This is a genomic window from Streptomyces sp. SID12501 (assembly GCF_010550245.1).
Lineage (GTDB): Bacteria > Actinomycetota > Actinomycetes > Streptomycetales > Streptomycetaceae > Streptomyces.
Genome location: NZ_JAAGLU010000054.1, coordinates 1 through 19,191 on the forward strand (window position 1 = coordinate 1; position 19,191 = coordinate 19,191).

At 70.6% G+C, this 19,191-nt stretch carries 18 protein-coding genes; 13 read left to right on the plus strand and 5 right to left on the minus strand.

Annotated features, from left to right (window positions below):
* Positions 1–1,308 (minus strand): DEAD/DEAH box helicase (locus G3I71_RS40720; protein WP_239149651.1); only part of this gene is annotated, 1,308 nt, incomplete at its 3' end.
* 479 nt (positions 1,309–1,787) lie between these two features.
* Between G3I71_RS40720 and G3I71_RS40725 the strand changes: the two genes are divergently transcribed.
* Positions 1,788–2,570 carry a ferritin-like fold-containing protein gene (locus tag G3I71_RS40725; RefSeq protein ID WP_164323191.1) on the plus strand — a complete coding sequence of 261 codons (783 nt, stop codon included), beginning with the start codon at positions 1,788–1,790 and terminating at the stop codon, positions 2,568–2,570.
* Between the two features lie 92 nt (positions 2,571–2,662).
* On the opposite strand, the gene G3I71_RS40730 is transcribed toward G3I71_RS40725, so the two are convergent.
* From G3I71_RS40730 to G3I71_RS40745, 4 genes are all read right to left on the minus strand, one after another.
* Entirely contained in the window at positions 2,663–2,932 is a 270-nt protein-coding gene (locus G3I71_RS40730; RefSeq protein ID WP_164323192.1) for a hypothetical protein, read from the minus strand.
* A gap of 234 nt (positions 2,933–3,166) precedes the next feature.
* Positions 3,167–3,394 (minus strand): DUF3107 domain-containing protein, encoded by a 228-nt coding sequence (locus tag G3I71_RS51790; RefSeq protein ID WP_164323194.1) that lies wholly within the window; start codon positions 3,392–3,394, stop codon positions 3,167–3,169.
* A 135-nt stretch (positions 3,395–3,529) separates the two neighbouring features.
* On the minus strand, positions 3,530–4,171 hold the full coding sequence (locus G3I71_RS40740; protein ID WP_164323195.1) for a TetR/AcrR family transcriptional regulator: 642 nt from the start codon (positions 4,169–4,171) through the stop codon (positions 3,530–3,532).
* 173 nt (positions 4,172–4,344) lie between these two features.
* Positions 4,345–4,569, minus strand: coding sequence for a hypothetical protein (locus G3I71_RS40745; RefSeq protein ID WP_164323197.1), 225 nt, complete (start codon positions 4,567–4,569; stop codon positions 4,345–4,347).
* A 166-nt stretch (positions 4,570–4,735) separates the two neighbouring features.
* Between G3I71_RS40745 and G3I71_RS40750 the strand changes: the two genes are divergently transcribed.
* The 12 genes from G3I71_RS40750 (at position 4,736) to moeZ (ending at position 19,176) form a co-directional block, all read left to right on the plus strand.
* Positions 4,736–5,764 (plus strand): alpha/beta fold hydrolase, encoded by a 1,029-nt coding sequence (locus G3I71_RS40750; protein ID WP_164323199.1) that lies wholly within the window; start codon positions 4,736–4,738, stop codon positions 5,762–5,764.
* Between the two features lie 8 nt (positions 5,765–5,772).
* Complete coding sequence (locus G3I71_RS40755; RefSeq protein WP_164323201.1) at positions 5,773–7,068, plus strand: DUF3152 domain-containing protein; 1,296 nt, start codon at positions 5,773–5,775, stop codon at positions 7,066–7,068.
* A 56-nt stretch (positions 7,069–7,124) separates the two neighbouring features.
* Positions 7,125–7,217, plus strand: a complete 93-nt coding sequence (locus tag G3I71_RS52820) for an Ms4533A family Cys-rich leader peptide (RefSeq protein ID WP_343243228.1) — start codon at positions 7,125–7,127, stop codon at positions 7,215–7,217.
* Between the two features lie 174 nt (positions 7,218–7,391).
* The gene (locus tag G3I71_RS40760; protein ID WP_164323203.1) at positions 7,392–9,116 is read left to right on the plus strand and encodes an ABC transporter substrate-binding protein; all 1,725 of its coding nucleotides are present in this window, start codon (positions 7,392–7,394) and stop codon (positions 9,114–9,116) included.
* Between the two features lie 7 nt (positions 9,117–9,123).
* Complete coding sequence (locus tag G3I71_RS40765; RefSeq protein WP_343243225.1) at positions 9,124–10,206, plus strand: ABC transporter permease; 1,083 nt, start codon at positions 9,124–9,126, stop codon at positions 10,204–10,206.
* 2 nt (positions 10,207–10,208) lie between these two features.
* Complete coding sequence (locus tag G3I71_RS40770; protein WP_164323248.1) at positions 10,209–11,207, plus strand: ABC transporter permease; 999 nt, start codon at positions 10,209–10,211, stop codon at positions 11,205–11,207.
* Positions 11,204–12,862 carry an ABC transporter ATP-binding protein gene (locus tag G3I71_RS40775; protein ID WP_164323205.1) on the plus strand — a complete coding sequence of 553 codons (1,659 nt, stop codon included), beginning with the start codon at positions 11,204–11,206 and terminating at the stop codon, positions 12,860–12,862. The genes G3I71_RS40770 and G3I71_RS40775 overlap by 4 nt, the downstream gene beginning before the upstream one ends.
* A gap of 208 nt (positions 12,863–13,070) precedes the next feature.
* On the plus strand, positions 13,071–14,795 hold the full coding sequence (locus G3I71_RS40780) for a DUF3492 domain-containing protein (protein ID WP_164323207.1): 1,725 nt from the start codon (positions 13,071–13,073) through the stop codon (positions 14,793–14,795).
* Positions 14,792–16,090, plus strand: coding sequence for a hypothetical protein (locus tag G3I71_RS40785; RefSeq protein WP_164323208.1), 1,299 nt, complete (start codon positions 14,792–14,794; stop codon positions 16,088–16,090). Before G3I71_RS40780 ends, G3I71_RS40785 begins: the two co-directional genes overlap by 4 nt.
* Positions 16,091–16,237: 147 nt before the next feature.
* A complete protein-coding gene (locus G3I71_RS40790; RefSeq protein ID WP_164323210.1) occupies positions 16,238–17,197 on the plus strand; it encodes an NAD(P)-dependent oxidoreductase in 960 nt (319 codons plus the stop codon).
* A complete protein-coding gene (locus tag G3I71_RS40795; protein ID WP_164323212.1) occupies positions 17,185–17,934 on the plus strand; it encodes a spherulation-specific family 4 protein in 750 nt (249 codons plus the stop codon). Before G3I71_RS40790 ends, G3I71_RS40795 begins: the two co-directional genes overlap by 13 nt.
* A gap of 63 nt (positions 17,935–17,997) precedes the next feature.
* A complete protein-coding gene (gene moeZ, locus G3I71_RS40800) occupies positions 17,998–19,176 on the plus strand; it encodes an adenylyltransferase/sulfurtransferase MoeZ (protein WP_164323214.1) in 1,179 nt (392 codons plus the stop codon).
* Positions 19,177–19,191: the final 15 nt, after the last annotated feature.

Genomic DNA, 19,191 nt, shown 5'->3' on the forward strand with positions numbered 1-19,191 from the left:
ACTGCGCGGCGTACGCGCCGGACGCTCGCGCTCCACCGGCGGAGCGGCGGCGGCAGCCGCCGGGCCGGAGGAGTGGCCGGAACGGCCACCGCGACCGCGCGGGCCACCGCGTCCGCCCGTCTCACCGAGGTCTTCGACCTCCTCGGCGCCCAGGCCGGCCCGCGTGCGCTCCGAGCGCGGCAGGACACCCTTGGTGCCGACCGGGATGCTCAGTTCCTCGAACAGGTGCGGAGATGTGGAGTACGTCTCCGGCGGGTCGTTGAACTTCAGCTCCAGCGCCTTGTTGATCAGCTGCCAGCGCGGGATGTCGTCCCAGTCGACCAGCGTGATCGCGATGCCCTTGGCACCCGCGCGGCCCGTACGGCCGATGCGGTGCAGGTACGTCTTCTCCTCTTCGGGAGACTGGTAGTTGATGACGTGCGTGACGCCCTCGACGTCGATACCGCGCGCGGCCACGTCCGTGCAGACGAGGACGTCGACCTTGCCGTTGCGGAAGGCGCGCAGCGCCTGCTCGCGGGCACCCTGGCCGAGGTCGCCGTGGACGGCGCCGGAGGCGAAACCGCGCTGCGCGAGCTGGTCGGCCAGGTCGGCCGCGGTGCGCTTCGTACGGCAGAAGACCATGGCCAGTCCCCGGCCGTCGGCCTGCAGTATCCGCGCCACCAGTTCGGGCTTGTCCATGTTGTGCGCGCGGTAGACGTACTGCGCGGTGTTCGCGACCGTCTTGCCCACGTCGTCCGGCTCGGACGCGCGGATGTGCGTGGGCTGCGACATGTAGCGGCGCGCCAGGCCGATGACCGCGCCCGGCATGGTCGCCGAGAACAGCATCGTCTGACGCCGGGGCGGCAGCATGTTCATGATCTTCTCGACGTCGGGCAGGAAGCCCAGGTCGAGCATCTCGTCGGCCTCGTCGAGGACGAGCGCGCGGATGTGCTTGAGGTCGAGCTTCTTCTGGCCCGCGAGGTCGAGGAGACGGCCCGGGGTGCCGACGATGACGTCGACGCCCTTCTTGAGAGCCTCGACCTGCGGCTCGTACGCCCGGCCGCCGTAGATGGCGAGAACGCGCACGTTACGGACCTTGCCGGCCGTCAGCAGGTCGTTCGTCACCTGCTGGCACAGCTCGCGCGTCGGAACGACGACGAGGGCCTGCGGGGCGTCGGTGAGCTGCTCGGGCTTGGCGCGGCCGGCCTCGACGTCGGCGGGGACGGTCACGCGCTCAAGGAGCGGGAGACCGAAGCCGAGCGTCTTGCCCGTACCGGTCTTGGCCTGGCCGATGACGTCAGAGCCGCTGAGGGCGACGGGGAGCGTCATCTCCTGGATGGGAAAGGGAGTGATGATGCCGACGGCTTCGAGCGCCTCGGCGGTCTCGGACAGAATTCCGAGATCCCGGAAAGTCGTAGTCAGGGCAGTGCCTCTTCTGTGTACGCGGTGCGAGGCGAGCGTGGGGGTCGTGTCGGGACCGGGCCGAAAACATCGGCCGCCTCACGGGCGGGCCGAGTGGCACGGGACCACTGCCGACGCTCGAGCGCTCGTACCGCTGAGGGTCTCTCCGAACTCCGTACGCATAGTGCCGTACGGGTGAGGAGAGCTGTCGGGTCGGAGCCGATCGGGCCACCGACCGGGCATCCTCATTCGTGTGGCCCGTCGAGATACGTCTTTCAACTCAGCGGGCGCATTACCACCATACCCCGGAATCGCGCACATGCGATGGCCGATTCGGTCACGTAGTGGTCGTCACACTGATTGAGCAGGGACTTCCGCCTTGCGGCCAGCGGGCTATTGTGCGCTTCATGACGACGCCTGACAATGCCTCCGGTACCCCCGCGACCCCCGACGAAAGCACGGCAGAGACCGCGGCGGACGCCGCTCCCGCACTCACCGGAATCGCCGCCCAGGACTGGGCACAGGCCGCCACCGACCCGCAGTACCGTGCCGCGGTCGTGGACCTGCTCGGCGCGCTCGCGTACGGCGAACTGGCCGCGTTCGAGCGCCTCGCCGAGGACGCCAAGCTGGCGCCGACGCTCGTCGACAAGTCCGAACTGGCCAAGATGGCGTCGGCGGAGTTCCACCACTTCGAGCAGATCAGGAACCGGCTCACGGAGATCGGCGCCGACGCGGGCCAGGCGATGGAGCCGTTCGTCGCCGCGCTCGACGGCTTCCACAAGCAGACGGCTCCCTCCGACTGGCTGGAGGGACTCGTCAAGGCGTACGTCGGTGACTCGATCGCCAGCGACTTCTACCGCGAGGTCGCGGCCCGCCTCGACTCGGACACCCGTCAGCTGGTGCTCGCGGTCCTCGACGACACCGGGCACGCGAGCTTCGCCATCGAGAAGGTGCGCGCGGCGATCGACGCGGAGCCGCGCGTGGGCGGGCGGCTCGCGCTGTGGGCACGGCGGCTGATGGGCGAGGCGCTCTCACAGTCGCAGCGGGTCGTGGCGGACCGGGACGCGCTGTCCACGATGCTCGTCGGCGGCGTAGCGGACGGGTTCGACCTCGCGGAGGTCGGCCGGATGTTCTCCCGGATCACCGAGGCGCACACGAAGCGGATGGCTGCGCTGGGCTTGGCCGCGTAGTTGTCTTTGCCTGCGGGTCCGCTGTGGCCGGTCGCGCCCGCGCGGCGGAGCCGTACATGTCACAGCCCCGCGCCCCTTTAGAGGCGCTACGGCTACGCCGTCGCCGATGTCCGGTGGAGTCTGCCCTTGGGGCGGAGCAGCAGGGAGAGGGAGGCGGCGGAGACGGCCGCCGCGCCCAGCAGGATCAGCACGAAGTGGCCGGAACTCAGCGCGCTGTGTGTGATCAAGGCGCCGAAAAGGGCTCCGGCCGCACCGGTCGACAGGACCAGCGGGCGTGCGGGGAGGCGGTCGGGCAGACGGCTGGCCGCCGCCCATGCCAGCGCGAGGCCGAGGATCGCGGATCCGAGTGCTTCCAAGAACATGTCGGGGTCCCTCCCACAGCTTGCCGGCGCATGACGTTCTCAGCCCGTCATACCCGTGACCTGCGCAGGGCAACCCCCTTGTAAGGGTGACGTGTGGTCAACCTGTGAGTTCGGACCACGGGTGGGCATGGTCGCGGACCGGGCCACGGACAGGACTGTGTACAGGACTGCGGACATGGGTGGGGCCCGGCGGTTCGAACCGCCGGGCCCCACCCATTTTTTTTCCTACGTGTCCTACAGCGCGCTGAAGCCCACCTTGCGGACCGTCGGCTCGCCCAGCTCGACGTACGCGAGACGGTCTGCGGGGACCAGGACCTTGCGGCCGTGGTCGTCCACGAGGCTCAGCAGCGCCGACTTGCCGGCCAGGGCGTCGGATACGGCCCGCTCGACCTCCTCGGCGCTCTGACCGCTCTCCAGAACGATCTCGCGGGGCGCGTGCTGCACGCCGATCTTGACCTCCACGGCTATGTCCCTCCGACGGTCAGTGAAGTGCGCGGGCGTCCGCGCCGTACCCAGCACACATTAGCCCGGTGAGGGGACGTACATGTTCCGCCCGGGAACGCCAGGAGCGAACAGCCGACGGGAACAAACGGGCGGTCAGTGCTGCTCGGTGCCGTGCAGCGGGAAACCGGCGATGCCGCGCCAGGCCAGCGAGGCCAGCAACTGGACCGCCTGATCGCGCGGGACACTGCGGTCGCTGTGCAGCCAGGACCGCGCCACCACCTGGGAGAGACCGCCCAGACCGGAGGCCAGCAGCATCGACTCCGAGGGTGAGAGGCCGGTGTCCTCGGCGATGACCTCGGAGATCGCCTCCGCGCACTCGTTCGTCACCTTGTCGACGCGCTCGCGCACGGCGGGCTCGTTCGTCAGGTCGGACTCGAAGACCAGGCGGAAGGCTCCGCCGTCGTCCTCCACGTACGCGAAGTACGCGTCCATCGTCGCCCGGACGCGCTGCTTGTTGTCGGAGGTCGAGGCCAGGGCCGTGCGGACCGACGCGATCAGAGCCTCGCAGTGCTGGTCCAGCAGGGCCAGGTAGAGGTCGAGCTTGCCCGGGAAGTGCTGGTAGAGCACCGGCTTGCTGACGCCGGCCCGTTCGGCGATGTCGTCCATCGCGGCGGAGTGGTAGCCCTGCGCCACGAACACTTCCTGGGCGGCGCCCAGCAGCTGGTTCCGGCGGGCGCGACGCGGCAACCGCGTGCCCCGCGGGCGTGCCGCCTCAGTTTGCTCGATGGCTGTCACGCCGCCTCCCAATTTCATTCACATGCGGTGTGCGCCGCGCCGCCATCGTACTTTTCGGTAACCCTCGTGTGCGCGGTGCGAGCAGAGAAATTCCTCGACCGAGCGACTGTATGTTCCGGGCTATCCGCTCAAATGGCAACAAATCCTGCGCTTGGTACGGACTGCGGTGACGGCTATCGGTAGTCGTCCTCGTCCAGATTCACGACGCGGGCCTGTTCCGCGAGATCGGCCTCGTCGGCGCGGTCGGTGTTCTCGCCGGTCAGTGGGGCGTCGTGCTGCGGGGTGACGTCCGTGCGCTGCTCGGCGGCGTCGGCCTCGGGGACTTCGACGTCGAACTCGGCGCTGTCCTCGCCCTCGTAGTCCTCGGGGTCGGTGCGATTGGTGGGGTCGACGGTCATGCTGGGCTCCCTTCCCGGGGTGCGGTTCTCCTGCGGGTGCCCTGTTACGAGCGTAGGAGACTCTGGATCGGGATGCCAGGTGATCGGAGTGCCAGGTGATCGGGATTTCCTGCCCTGTGATGCCGAACACACGAACCACTGCGTGATCGTCTCGTAACATTGCCGCATGTCTTCGACCGAGCCGCCGTACATGCCGGCCACCAACGTGCTTCCGAAGGTGGCGCCCGTCAGGGTCGCTGAGGGCGAGCGGCTGCGCTCGGTCGGTCTGCCGGGGATCACTCTGACCGTGCGGTCGCGGCCCCCCGCGCGCGAAGGGCTGCCGCCCGCGCTGTACGTCCACGGCCTGGGCGGTTCCTCGCAGAACTGGTCGGCGCTCATGCAACTGCAGGACGAACTCGTCGACAGCGAGGCGCTCGACCTGCCGGGCTTCGGCGACTCCCCGCCGCCGGACGACGGCGACTACTCGGTCACCGGGCACGCGCGTGCCGTCATCCGCTACCTCGACGCCTCCGGGCGCGGGCCCGTGCACCTGTTCGGCAACTCGCTGGGCGGCGCGGTCTCGACCCGCGTCGCGGCGGTGCGGCCCGACCTCGTCAGGACGCTCACGCTCGTCTCGCCCGCGCTGCCGGAGATCCGTGTGCAGCGCAACGCGGTGCCGACCGGGCTGCTCGCCCTGCCCGGCGTGGCCCGTCTGTTCACCCGGTTGACCGAGGACTGGAGCGCCGAACAGCGCGTCCGCGGGGTCACGGCGCTCTGTTACGGGGACCCTGGGCAGGTGACGCCCGAGGGATTCCGCAACGCGGTCGAAGAGATGGAGAGACGGCTGCAACTGCCGTACTTCTGGGACGCGATGGCGCGTTCCGCGCGCGGGATCGTGAACGCGTACACGCTCGGCGGACAGCACGGGCTGTGGCGCCAGGCCGAGCGTGTGCTCGCGCCGACGCTCCTTGTCTACGGCGGCCGGGACCAGCTCGTCTCCTACCGCATGGCCCAGCGTGCGGCGCGTACGTTCCGCGACTCGCGGCTGCTCTCGCTGCCCGATGCCGGGCACGTGGCGATGATGGAGTACCCGGAGACGGTCGCGTCGGCGTTCCGTGAACTGCTCCAGGACACAGGTTTGTTGAAGGCGAATACCGGTACTGTGACAGCGAGGACGGTCGGCACCAGGGCCGACGCCGCGAACGCGGGGAGCTGAGACGCGAGGTGGGACGTCACAGCCGCCGCGGCCGAACCGGCGGCAGCGCGAGTACCGGCGACGCGGTGAACATCCCCGTGGTTCCGCGGGGGAAGCAACCTCAACAGGGGCAAGGCGCACCCCGTTTCACTGTTCCTGACGGCACGCCCGCTCATGGGTTCCCGCGACTCCCGGAGGGCACGCCCGCTCACGGCTTTCCCCGTGTCCGGGGAGGTGGGCACCCCGAGCAGCGCGAAACCGGCGGCGGCTGGGGCGAGTTCGGCGGGCGGGCCGGAGCCGGTCCCGCCATACCGCGTCAGCGTCCCGCGCCTCCGAACGCTTCCGGGCCCAGGCAGGCGTACGTCGATGCCTTCGACGGAGCAGGCCGGCCCGGTGTCGCCGTCGAGGACGCCGATCTCTTCGCGTCCCGCGCCCGGACATCGCACCTTGCCGACCCGGCCGACATCTACGCCCTGCCCGCCGAGCCGGCGGTCAAGGTCAAGGGCGGCAAGGGCCGGGCCTTCACCGGGATCGCGGCTGCCGCCGTCACCACCGTGCTGGCGGTCGTCGTGGCCGGGCAGGTCACCCAGGGCCAGGACGACGGCGGGGGCGTACGGACGCAGACCGCGATCGGCTCGGGCCAGGACGTCCAGGGCTCCGGGGACTCCGCGGCGAGCGGTGACGGCCTCCCCGCCGCGTCCGACGCGCCGGCCGAGGCGACGACGCTGACGTACGACCAGAAGATGGCCAGGACGTACGCGCTCGGGGCGGCCCTCAAGGGCTCGGGGAAGTTCGACGCGATCCGCGGGTTCGCCAAGGCGCCGGGGGCGGGGCGGAAGTACACGTACCGGGTGGACGTCGAGCAGGGGCTCGGGCTCGACGGGGGGTTGTTCGCGCAGGCCGTGCAGAAGACGCTCAACGACAAACGAAGCTGGGCACACAACGGCGGCCGTACGTTCGAGCGGATCTCCTCAGGCAAGCCCGATTTTGTGATCACCCTGGCGAGCCCCGGCACCACCGCCTTCTGGTGCGCCAAGTCCGGTCTCGACACCACCCAGGACAACGTGTCCTGCGACTCGGCCTCCACCGACCGCGTGATGATCAACGCCTATCGATGGGCGCAGGGGTCCAAGACCTACGGCGACAAGATCTACGCGTACCGGCAGATGCTGATCAACCACGAGGTCGGCCATCGCCTCGGCTACGGGCATGTGACCTGCGACAAGGACGGCGAACTCGCCCCGGTCATGCAGCAGCAGACCAAGTTCCTCGATCATGACGGGATCCACTGCCGGGCCAACCCCTGGCCGTATCCGGGAAGTTGACCCGCGGCTCAGGGGCCACGTTGACATGGATGGAAAGTTCGTTCATATTTTTCCGCATGTGGTCTAGTCATGTTGCCGAGCGCGCCGCCATCGAGCTGGCGCTGATCGGCGTGACCACTCTCTGTGTAGCCGACATTCTCTGTCGCTGACACCCGCCCCCGGGCGTGCGTGTCGCGACGTTCACCTTTGCCGTCACTGACCGACTTCCGCCATCGGCGGCGGTTCTCGACGACCTGATGCGACCTGACGCCCGGGCAGACGTGTGTTCACTCCCGTCTCATTCCCCGTCATTCCGTCTCACTATTCGAGAGGTCGTCTTCCTGATGCGCCAACCGTCCGTCAGAGCGCGCCGCGTGGCAGCGGTGTCCGTCAGCCTTGTCCTGGCCGCGGGCGCCGCCGCGTGCGGTCCGAAGGACAACGATGCCAAGGGCGCGGGGAGCGGCGACTCCACGCCGCAGAAGGGCGGCACGCTCACCGTCCTGAACTCCAACCCGCAGGACGACTTCGATCCCGCCCGGCTGTACACCTCCGGCGGCGGCAACGTCCCCTCGCTGGTCTTCCGCACGCTCACCACGCGCAACCGCGAGAGCGGGGCGGCGGGCGCGAAGGTCGTCCCCGACCTGGCCACCGACACCGGGCGCCCGAGCGAGAACGCGACCGTGTGGACGTACACCCTGAAGGAAGGGCTCAAGTACGAGGATGGTAGGGCGATCACCAGCGCCGACATCAAGTACGGCGTCGAGCGTTCCTTCGCCCCCGAACTCTCCGGCGGCGCGCCCTATCTGAGGGACTGGCTGATCGGCGCCGCCGACTACCAGGGGCCCTACAAGGACAAGGGCAAGGGCCTCGACGCGATCGAGACGCCGGACGCACGCACGATCGTCTTCCGTCTGAACAAGCCCGAGGGGGAGTTCCCCTACCTGGCCACGCAGACGCAGTTCACGCCGGTCCCGAAGGCCAAGGACACCGGCACGAAGTACGAGGAGCACCCGATCTCGTCGGGTCCGTACAAGGTCGTCAGCAACGAGGGTGACGGCGAGCGGCTGATCCTGGAGCGCAACACCCACTGGTCGGCGGCCACGGACGCGGAGCGCAAGGCGTACCCGGACAAGATCGACGTACGGTCCGGGCTGGACTCCTCGGTGATCAACCAGCGGCTGTCGGCGTCCCAAGGGGCGGACGCCGCGTCCGTCACCACGGACACCAATCTCGGCCCGGCCGAGCTCGCCAAGGTCGCCGGCGACAAGGAACTGGCCGCGCGCGTCGGCACCGGGCACTTCGGATACATCAACTACATAGCGTTCAACCCGAAGGTCAAGCCGTTCGACAACGTCAAGGTGCGGGAGGCGATCTCGTACGCCATCGACCGTACGAGCGTCATCAACGCGGCCGGCGGTTCGTCGCTCGCCGAGCCCGCCACCACCTATCTGCCGAACCAGAAGTCCTTCGGGTACACGCCGTACGACCATTTCCCGGCGGGTGCCTCCGGGAACCCGGCGAAAGCCAAGGAGGTGCTGAAGGAGGCCGGTTACCCGAACGGGCTGACCGTCACCCTGACCCACTCCAACGCCAAGGACTTCGAGACCAGCCCGGAGATCGCGACCGCCGTCCAGGACGCGCTCAAGAAGGCCGGCATCACGGTGAAGCTGGACGGGCTGGAGGACAACGACTACTCCGACACGATCCACGACGTGAACAAGGAGCCCGGGTTCTTCCTCGCCCACTGGGGTGCCGACTGGCCCTCCGGCGGTCCGTTCCTCGCCCCGATCTTCGACGGCCGGCAGATCGTCAAGGACGGCGCGAACTTCAACACCGGCTTCCTCGACGACAAGTCGGTCAATGCCGAGATTGACGCGATCAACAAGTTGACCGATCTTGACGCTGCCGCCAAGAGGTGGGGTGCGCTGGACAGCAGGATCGGCGAGCAGGCGCTTACCGTGCCGCTGTTCTACCCGGTCTACAAGCGGCTGTACGGCAAGGGCGTCAAGAACATCGTGATCAGCGACTGGACGGGTGTCCTGGACATCTCCCAGGTCTCGGTGAAGTGACCACACCGTGAGCGAGGTCCTTCTCGCCTCCCAGGCCGCCGGGACGGGTACGACACCCGTCCCGGCGGCCTCGGGGGCCCGTCAGTTCTGGCGGCGACTGCGTGCGCAGCGCGCCGCCCTCGTCGCGGCGGCCGTCGTCGCGCTGCTCGTCCTGGTCGCGCTCGCCGCGCCGTTGCTCACCGCGATCGCCGGCCAGGACCCGACCACCTACCACCCCGACCTCGTCGACTCCGCGCGCGGAGGCGTCCCGACCGGTTCCCTCGGCGGGATCAGCGGCGACCACTGGCTCGGTGTCGAACCGCAGACGGGGCGCGATCTGTTCGCCCGGCTCGTCTACGGGGCCCGGGTCTCGCTGGGCGTCGCGCTCGCGGCGACCCTCGTCCAGGTGTTGATCGGCGTCGTGGTGGGCATCGCGTCTGCCCTGGGCAGCCAATGGGTTGATCAACTGTTGAGCCGTCTCACCGATGTCATCATCGCCCTGCCCCTCATGATCATGTCGCTGGCTCTGCTGGCGATCGTGCCCGGCAGCTTCCCGCGGCCCGTTCTCGTCGCCCTCGTCATCGGGCTGATCGCCTGGGGCGGGATCGCGAAGATCGTGCGCGCCCAGACGCTCACCCTCAAGCAACTCGACCATGTGGCCGCGGCCCGGCTCAGCGGCTGGGGTTCCTGGCGGATCGCCCGCCGCGAACTGCTGCCCGGCCTCGCCGCGCCCGTCATCACGTACGCCGCGCTCCTCGTCCCGTCGAACATCACGGTCGAGGCCGCCCTGTCCTTCCTCGGCGTCGGGGTGAAGCCTCCGACGCCCTCCTGGGGGCAGATGATCACCGCCGCCGACGTCTGGTACCAGGCGGCACCGCAGTACCTGCTGCTGCCCGCGGGCGCCCTCTTCGTGACCGTCCTCGCCCTCACCGTCCTCGGCGACGGCATCCGCACCGCCCTCGACCCGCGCGCGGCCTCACGCCTGCGCATCGGCACGGGCCGCAGGCACGAGGCCAAGGCCGGGGCTGTCGGGACGGTCGCGGCCGTCGCGGCCGTCGCGGTGGAGAAGACCGAGGCCACAGCGGAGGAGAAGAAGGGGGCCGGCGCATGAACATCTCCGGTTTCGGCGGGTTCGTCGGCCGTCGGATCGTCGGCGCGATCGTCACCCTCTTCGCCATCTCGGTGATCATCTACGTCGTCTTCTACGTCGCCCCCGGCAACGTCGCCCAGATCACCTGCGGCCCGCGCTGTTCCCCCGCCCAGGTGCACCAGGTCGCCGAGCAACTTCGCCTCGACGACCCGCTGTACCTGCGCTACTGGCACTTCCTTCAGGGCATCTTCGCCGGCCAGGACTACTCGACCGGTACGTCCGTCGAGCACTGCTCGGCGCCCTGCCTCGGCCTCTCGTACCAGAGCGACCAGCAGGTCACCGAGCTGATCCTGGCGAAACTGCCGGTCACCGGTTCGCTCGCGCTCGGCGCGATGGTGCTGTGGCTGCTCATCGGCGTCGGCACCGGAGTGCTCTCGGCCTGGCGGCGCGGCCGGCCCACCGAGCGCCTGCTGACCGGGCTCACACTGGCGGGCACGGCCACGCCCGTCTTCGTCATCGGCCTGATCCTGATGATCGTCGTCTGCGGCCAGCTGGAGCTGCTGCCGTTCCCGCAGTACGTGCCCTTCGCCGACGACCCCGAGCAGTGGGCCTGGAACCTGGTGCTGCCCTGGCTGTCGCTGGCCCTCATCGAGTCCGCCAAGTACGCCCGCCTGACCAGGGCGTCGATGCTGGAGACGCTCGCCGAGGACCACGTACGCACCTTCCGCGCGTACGGCGTCGGGGAGCCGTCGATCATCGGGCGGCACGCGCTGCGCGGGGCGGTGGCGCCCCTGATCGCGCTGACCGCCACGGACTTCGGGTCGATGTTCGGCGGCGCGGTGCTCACCGAGACGCTCTTCGGGCTGCCCGGAATCGGACGCGAACTCGTCGAGGCGGTCAAGGTCGTCGACCTGCCGGTGGTCGTCGGCATGGTCCTGGTCACCGGTTTCTTTGTGGTCATCGCCAACGCCGTCGCGGATGTCCTGTACGCGGTGGCCGATCGACGGGTGGTGCTCGTATGAGCTTGGACAAGGCCTCAATTGAGGTCCCGGTGGAGAGCGCGGAGACCACGGAGACCAGAGCGCTGGTGGAGGTCGACGGGCTGACGGTCGCCTTCGGCTCCCTGCGGGCCGTGGACGGGCTGTCGTTCCGGCTCGCGAAGGGCGCCGCGCTGGGCCTGGTCGGCGAGTCCGGGTCCGGCAAGTCCACGGTCGCGTCCGCCCTGCTGGGGCTGCACCGCGGTACGGGAGCGGAGGTCGGCGGCACGATCCGGGTCGCCGGAACCGACGTACAGCAGGCGTCCGAGGCCGGACTGCGGCGGCTGCGCGGGGCGAATGCGGCGATGGTCTTCCAGGACCCGCTCTCCTCCCTCGACCCGTACTACGCGGTGGGCGACCAGATCGCCGAGGTGTACCGGGTGCACACCAAGGCGTCCAGGCGGGCCGCACGCGCGCGTGCCGTCGAGGTACTGGACCGGGTCGGAATCCCGGACGCGGAACGGCGGTCGCGGTCCCGGCCGCACGAGTTCAGCGGCGGGATGCGCCAGCGCGCGCTGATCGCCATGGCTCTCGCATGCGAGCCCGACCTGCTGATCGCCGACGAGCCGACGACCGCGCTGGACGTGACCGTCCAGGCCCAGATCCTCGACCTGCTGCACACGCTGCGCGAGGAGACCGGCATGGGCCTGCTGCTCGTCACGCACGACGTGGGCGTCGCGGCGGAGAGCGTCGACCACGTGCTGGTGATGCGGCACGGGCGCGCCGTCGAACACGGCCCGGTCGCCGCCGTACTGGGGGCGCCCGCCCAGGCGTACACCCGCGAACTGCTCGCCGCGGTACCGCGCGTGGACGCGAGGCGGGTCCCCGGGGGAGCCTCCGGCTCCGAGGAGGTCGTGCTGGAGGCCGTCGGTCTGCGGCGCGAGTTCGGGCGCGGGAAGCGGGCGTTCACGGCCGTGGACGACGTGTCGCTGACCGTGCGCCGGGGCGAGACCCTCGGGATCGTCGGCGAGAGCGGCAGCGGCAAGACGACGCTCGGGCGGATGCTGGTCGGGCTGCTGGAGCCGACGGCCGGCGAGGTGCGCTACGAGGGGCGCGTGCGGTCCGGGGTCGGCCCGGCCGTGCAGATGGTCTTCCAGGACCCGGTCTCCTCCCTCAACCCCCGCCGCAGCGTCGGCGAGTCGATCGCCGACCCGCTGCGGGCGCGCGGCGAGAGGGACGAGGGGCGTGTCCGGGGGCGGGTGGGTGAGCTGCTGGAGCGTGTCGGGCTCGATCCGGCGCACTTCGACCGCTATCCGCACGAGTTCAGCGGCGGCCAGCGCCAACGTGTGGGCATCGCACGGGCGCTGGCCGCCGAACCCCGCGTCATCGTCTGCGACGAGCCGGTCTCGGCGCTCGACGTCACGACCCAGGCCCAGGTGGTCGCCCTGCTCGGCGAGTTGCAGCGCGAACTCGGTCTCGCGCTGGTGTTCGTCGCCCACGACCTCGCCGTCGTACGCCAGGTCAGCGACCGCGTCGCGGTGATGCGACGGGGACGGATCGTCGAGTCCGGCCCCGCCGACGAGGTGTACGACAATCCACGGAACCCGTACACCCGGCAGCTGCTGGCCGCCGTACCCGCTCTCGACCCGGATGTCGCGGCCCGGCGCCGCACCGCCCGCCAGGAGTTGACCTGGGCGTGACCGCACAGGCGTTCGTAACCATGCGTGTGTGAATGATCTCTTAGCGCGACAGAACGCCAACCGCACGGGAAAGTTACGACCGTTCACCCCTTTTGGTGGTGCGACGGACAACCGTCCGTCGCACCACCGTCATGTCCGCATACGTTCGTCCCGCTGCGAGCCGCCGGGTCAACGGTGGCTCCCCATACGGGAGATCGGGGGTGTACTCGTGCGCATCGGACTGCTGACGGAGGGTGGCTATCCGTATGTGAGCGGTGACGCCAGACTCTGGTGCGACCGGCTCGTGCGCGGGCTCGACGGACACGAGTTCGACATCTATGCGCTCAGTCGCAGTGAGCGGCAGGAGGACGAGGGCTGGATCGAACTGCCGCCGCAGGTCAGCCGGGTCCGGACCGCCCCGCTGTGGACGGCCGAGGATGACGGAGTGGCCTACGGCCGCCGTGCACGGCGGCGATTCGCCGAGGCCTACGGAGAGTTGGCCGCGGCCCTGTGCGGCGGACCCGACGCGGGGAACGCGTCGGGCGGATCGGACCCGTCCACCACTGAGGCGGACCGTTTCGGCAGTGCGCTGTACGGGCTCGCCGAACTCGCCCGGGACGAGGGCGGCCTGGTGGGAGCGCTCCGCTCCGAAGCCGCCGTACGCGCTCTGGAGCGCGCCTGTCGTGCGCCCGGCGTGCAGGGAGCGGCGCGCGAGGCGCGCGTCCCGGACCTGCTCGCCGTCGCCGCGCACCTGGAACGCGCTCTGCGCCCCCTCTCGCTCGACTGGTACGAGGACGACGGGCTCGGCTCGGTCGACCTCTGCCATGCCGCGGCCGGTGGCCCGGCGGCGCTCCCCGGACTGCTCGCCCACCACTTCTCCGACGTACCCCTGCTGGTCACCGAGTACGGGGTCCCGCTGCGGGCGCACTACCTGGCCTCGGGCACGGACGGCAGCGCCCCGGCCGTACGGTCCCTGCTCGCGGCCTTCCACGGCAGGCTGGCCTCGGAGGTCTACCGGCGGGCCGCGCTCGTCACCCCCGGCAACACGCACACCCGCCGCTGGCAGGAGAGATGCGGGGCCGACCGGGAGAAGCTGCGGACCGTGTACCCCGGCATGGAGGCGTCCCACTTCGCGGAAGCGGGCGAGTCGCCGGAGACCGCGGACCCCGACACGCTGATCTGGGTCGGCCGCATCGAGCCCGCCAAGGACCTGATCTCCCTCCTGCACGCCTTCGCGGAGGTCCGCAAGGAGGAACCGAAGACCCGCCTGCGCATCATCGGCGCGGCGGCGGGAGCCGAGAGTGAGGCGTACCTCGGCCACTGCCGGGCGCTGGCCGCGCAGCTCTTCCCCGACGAGGCCGAGGGTATTCACGCGGTCGGAGACAACCCGGTGTCCTTCGAGGAGATCGGCGGCCCGGAGGCGCCGACGCTCGCGGAGGCGTACGCGGTCGGCGCGGTCGTCGTCCTGTCGAGCGTGGTCGAGGGCTTCCCGATCAGCCTGGTCGAGGCCATGTTCTGCGGCCGGGCGACCGTGTCGACGGACGTGGGCGCGGTGGTCGAGATCATCGGCGGTACGGGGCTCGTGGTGCCCCCGCGCAACCCGCGGGCGCTCGCGGAGGCGTGCGTGGCGCTGCTGCGCGACCCGGCGCGCCGCGAACGCCTGGGCGCCGCCGCACGCGCCCGTGCCCTCGAACTGTTCACCGTCGAGCAGAACGTCGAGGCATTTCACGGCATTTACCTGGAGGTCGTCTCGCGCTGCCCCGTCCACAAGGTGGTCCTCGACCACGCCGGTGAACCGCTCCCGTTCGCCGTCCCGGCGGAGGCACACGTCCCCGGCCGCTGGACGCATGCCGACATACGAGTGGTGGCCCGGGGCGGGCCCAGCTGGGCGACAGGACGCGCTTCCGCACCGGTACAGGCGACCCCCGTACCCGCCGGGGAGGGCGCGCGATGAGCGAGCTGGGAGAACTGGACCGCCCGGGGGCACCGAACAGCCCCGCAGCCTGGGACGAACACCCGGAGGAGTGGCTCACGGGCGCCGCGGAGACGAACGTACGGGACACGGACACGGACACGGACAGGGAGACGGAGACGGAGACGACGCGGACACAGTCACAGGCCACCGCGCCCTCCACCCGTACCGCGCGCCGAGGGACCGGGGACCCCGTGAAGGCGCTCATGCACCGACACCGTGAGCTGTGCCGGCGTGCGGTGGACCCCCTGGAGATCGCCGCCGGCCTGGAGGCCCACGGCGTGACCGACCGGACGGCCGCACGCTTCCGCCACCGGGACGTGTTCTCCCTGGCCGAGGAGATGTACGCCCGGGTCTCCCGGGACACGGAATCGGCACTGAGGGCCACCCCGCCGCCCGTACCCCGCGTACGGGCCGACTGGGTCCTGCTCTCCCTGCTCCCCGGCGCCCTGTGCGCGGCGACGGTGACGGGCCTGCACCTCACCGAGGGCCGGGTCCGGCTGGCTGTGGCGACGCTGGGTGCCCTGGCCGTGGCGCTGGCCGTACGCGCGGCACTGGGCCGGGGGCCACTGGGCCCCAGATCCCACCCGGCGCCCCCCGGCACATACTCGAGCCACACCCCGGGCTCCACGCGTGCGTGGACCTACTGGCTCCTCGCGTACGCGCTCCTGGGCGACGACCTGCTCACCGCCGCGCTGACCGGCGGCCCCGACGGATTCCAGGCCGCCGTCCGCGACCTGTCCACCGCCCCTGTCATGGCCCTCACCCTGGCCTGCGCACCGGCTGCCTGGTGCGCCCACCTCTTCGCGGCGGGAGCCCGTCGCAAACTGGCCGCCAGTCGTGGCCTGGCGGACTTCACGGCAGCCGTGAAACCCCTCCTCCTGGGCGCGTTCGCTCTGTTCCTCTGCACGTCGGCGGCGCTCGTGGCGATCTCCGCGACGGTCCTGCGTGAACCGGCGGCCTACGCCACGACCGTCAGCCTGGGCGCCCTGCTCCTCCTGGCCCGCCTCCTCACTGCACACGGCTTCACCCACGCCCCGGCGGTGGTCCTCGGCGCGGCAGCCGCGACGGAGGCGGTGGCCCTGGCCACCGCCTCCGCGTCCCACCTCCCCGGCTGCGCCTCCCTGGCCGTCCCGGTGGACGCGGTCGCGGCCGCCTGGAGTCCGGCAGGCATCCAGGCCGCGGCCTGCTCGGTGGCCGCCCTGATCCTCCTGCTCCACGCCACCCGAACGCTGACCAGAGCGTCGGCCCACGCGATGCCGGGTGAGCCCGGATGACGTCCCGGAGCACGACCACGACCACGGCAGGCGACCGATTCCGCGACGCCCGGCCCTCCATCACGAACGAACCCGCAACCCCTGAAGGAGTACAGCGATGATCACCTCCCGACCCGGAGCCGGAGAATCCGCCGAGGGAGCCGTCCGATGAGGGTTCTACTGATCGGAGCCAACGGCTATCTCGGCCGCTTCGTCGCCGACCGACTGCTCGCCGACCCTGCCGTGCAGCTCACCGTCCTCGGCCGCGGCGACGACGCCGACGTCCGTTTCGACCTCGCGTCCGGCAGCCCCGGCGCACTCACCCGCTTCCTCGACGCCGTCCACCCCGGAGTCGTCGTCAACTGTGCGGGCGCCACCCGCGGCGGGGCCCGCGAACTCACCCGCCACAACACGGTCGCCGTCGCCACCGTCTGCGAGGCCCTGCGGCGCAGCGGCTGCGGCGCCCGTCTGGTCCAGCTCGGCTGCGGCGCCGAGTACGGCCCCAGCCAGCCCGGTTCCTCCACGGCCGAGGACGCCGTCCCCCGCCCCGGCGGCCCGTACGGTGTCAGCAAACTCGCCGCCACCGAACTGGTCCTCGGCTCCGGCCTCGACGCCGTCGTCCTGCGCGTCTTCTCGCCGGCCGGGCCCGGCACGCCCGCCGGCTCCCCGCTCGGCCGCCTCGCCGAGGCGATGCGCCGCGCGATGCAGTCCGGCGACGGCGAGCTCAAGCTCGGCGGCCTGGGCGCGCAGCGCGACTTCATCGACGTACGGGACGTGGCACGGGCCGTCCACGCCGCCTCGCTCTCGGCCGCGCAGGGCGTCATCAACATCGGCTCCGGCCGCGCCGTGCGCCTGCGCGACGCCGCCTCCGTCCTCGCCCGCGTGGCCGGATACGGCGGCGCGCTGCACGAACTCGACGGCCCGCCCGGCCCTCTGAGGGCGTCCATCGGCCACCCCCGCTCCGATCCGGACCACGCGCCTCCGGCCGCGTACCCGTACCCGGACGGCTGCGGCAGCTGGCAGCAGGCCGATGTACGCACCGCACGCGACCGGCTCGGCTGGCGGCCCCGGATCAATCTGGAGGAGTCCCTCGCCGACATCTGGATGGAGGCGGCATGCCGCATCTGACCAGTGCAAGGGCGGGCACCGCGAGCACCGGCGTACGCACCGGCTTCGGGATTCCGGGCTTCGCGCACCCCCTCGTCGCCCCGGCCGAGTGGGGCGAACTCACCCGCCCGGGCACGCCTCTGCACTGGGTCGTCCTCAACGTCGCCGACGGCCCGGGCAGCCGCCCCGATCCGCACTGCCTGGAGGCCGTCGGCCGCCTGCGCAACGCGGGTGTCCGTGTCCTCGGCCACCTCGACACCGCCCACGGGGCCCGTACGCACGGTGAACTGATCACCGAGGCGCAGCGGTACCGCGACTGGTACAAGGCGGACGGCTTCCTCCTGGACCGCTGCCCGACCGACCGCACCGCGCTTCCGGAGATCCGCCGCACGGTCGGCACGCTCCGCGAGGCGGACGGTGACGCGCACATCGTCCTGGGCCACGGCACCCATCCGCATCCGGACTACGCCGAGCACGCCGACCAGCTCGTCACGTTCTCCGGCCACTGGAGCGACTACCGCTGGTCGCAGGTGGCCGAGTGGACCGCCGACCATCCGCCCGAGCGTTTCTGCCACTTCGTGCACGGCCTGCCGCTCGGCCATCTCGACGAGGCGCTGCGCGTCGCCCGCTGGCAGGGCGCCGCCACGATCTACTTCACCGACCGTACGGATCGCGCTGGCCGCACCGACCCCTGGGAGACGATGCCCGGCTACTGGGACGAGATCGTCTCGCGCCTCGGAACGGGTGTCTCGGAATGAAGAAGGGCGTGGCAGTGTTACGGGGAGAACAACTGTAGTGATTGACCGACCAACGGAGTCCCCGTGTCGCTGCCACCCCTGGTCGAGCCCGCTGGCGAGCTCACCGTAGACGAGGTCCGCAGGTACTCCCGCCACCTGATCATCCCCGATGTCGGGATGGACGGGCAGAAGCGGCTGAAGAACGCCAAGGTGCTCTGTGTGGGCGCCGGCGGCCTGGGCTCGCCGGCGCTGATGTACCTGGCCGCCGCGGGCGTGGGCACGCTCGGCATCGTGGAGTTCGACGAGGTCGACGAGTCGAACCTGCAGCGCCAGATCATCCACAGCCAGGCGGACATCGGCCGCTCCAAGGCCCAGTCGGCCCGCGACTCGGTGCTTGGCATCAACCCGTACGTCAACGTGGTCCTTCACGAAGAGCGGCTCGAAGCCGAGAACGTGATGGAGATCTTCAGCCAGTACGACCTGATCGTCGACGGCACGGACAACTTCGCGACCCGCTACCTGGTCAACGACGCGGCCGTCCTGCTGAACAAGCCGTACGTGTGGGGTTCGATCTACCGCTTCGACGGACAGGCCTCCGTCTTCTGGTCCGAGCACGGCCCCTGCTACCGCTGCCTCTACCCGGAGCCCCCGCCGCCGGGCATGGTTCCCTCCTGCGCCGAGGGCGGCGTCCTGGGCGTGCTGTGCGCGTCCATCGGCTCCATCCAGGTCAACGAGGCCATCAAGCTCCTCGCGGGCATCGGCGAGCCCCTCGTCGGCCGCCTGATGATCTACGACGCCCTGGAGATGCAGTACCGCCAGGTCAAGGTTCGCAAGGACCCCGACTGCGCGGTCTGCGGCGAGAACCCGACCGTCACCGAGCTCATCGACTACGAGGCCTTCTGCGGTGTCGTCTCCGAGGAGGCCCAGGAGGCGGCGGCCGGCTCGACGATCACTCCCAAGCAGCTCAAGGAGTGGATCGACGAGGGCGAGAACATCGAGATCATCGACGTCCGCGAGATCAACGAGTACGAGATCGTCTCGATCCCCGGCGCCAAGCTGATCCCGAAGAACGAGTTCCTCATGGGTACCGCCCTGGCGACTCTCCCGCAGGACAAGAAGATCGTCCTGCACTGCAAGACGGGTGTCCGCAGCGCGGAGGTCCTCGCGGTCCTGAAGTCCGCCGGTTTCGCGGACGCGGTCCACGTCGGCGGCGGTGTGATCGGCTGGGTCCACCAGATCGAGCCGCACAAGCCGGTCTACTGACCCGCGGTTCACGCC

Excerpts from the sequence above, each read along its gene's own strand:
- G3I71_RS40750 (WP_164323199.1), top strand. The coding sequence starts at position 4,736 with ATGTCTTCGACCGAGCCGCCGTACATGCCGGCCACCAACGTGCTTCCG.
- G3I71_RS40775 (WP_164323205.1), top strand. The coding sequence starts at position 11,204 with ATGAGCTTGGACAAGGCCTCAATTGAGGTCCCGGTGGAGAGCGCGGAG.
- G3I71_RS40795 (WP_164323212.1), top strand. The coding sequence starts at position 17,185 with ATGCCGCATCTGACCAGTGCAAGGGCGGGCACCGCGAGCACCGGCGTA.
- G3I71_RS40745 (WP_164323197.1), bottom strand. The coding sequence starts at position 4,569 with ATGACCGTCGACCCCACCAATCGCACCGACCCCGAGGACTACGAGGGC.
- G3I71_RS40790 (WP_164323210.1), top strand. The coding sequence starts at position 16,238 with ATGAGGGTTCTACTGATCGGAGCCAACGGCTATCTCGGCCGCTTCGTC.
- G3I71_RS52820 (WP_343243228.1), top strand. The coding sequence starts at position 7,125 with ATGTGGTCTAGTCATGTTGCCGAGCGCGCCGCCATCGAGCTGGCGCTG.
- G3I71_RS40730 (WP_164323192.1), bottom strand. The coding sequence starts at position 2,932 with ATGTTCTTGGAAGCACTCGGATCCGCGATCCTCGGCCTCGCGCTGGCA.
- G3I71_RS40785 (WP_164323208.1), top strand. The coding sequence starts at position 14,792 with ATGAGCGAGCTGGGAGAACTGGACCGCCCGGGGGCACCGAACAGCCCC.
- G3I71_RS40725 (WP_164323191.1), top strand. The coding sequence starts at position 1,788 with ATGACGACGCCTGACAATGCCTCCGGTACCCCCGCGACCCCCGACGAA.
- G3I71_RS40760 (WP_164323203.1), top strand. The coding sequence starts at position 7,392 with ATGCGCCAACCGTCCGTCAGAGCGCGCCGCGTGGCAGCGGTGTCCGTC.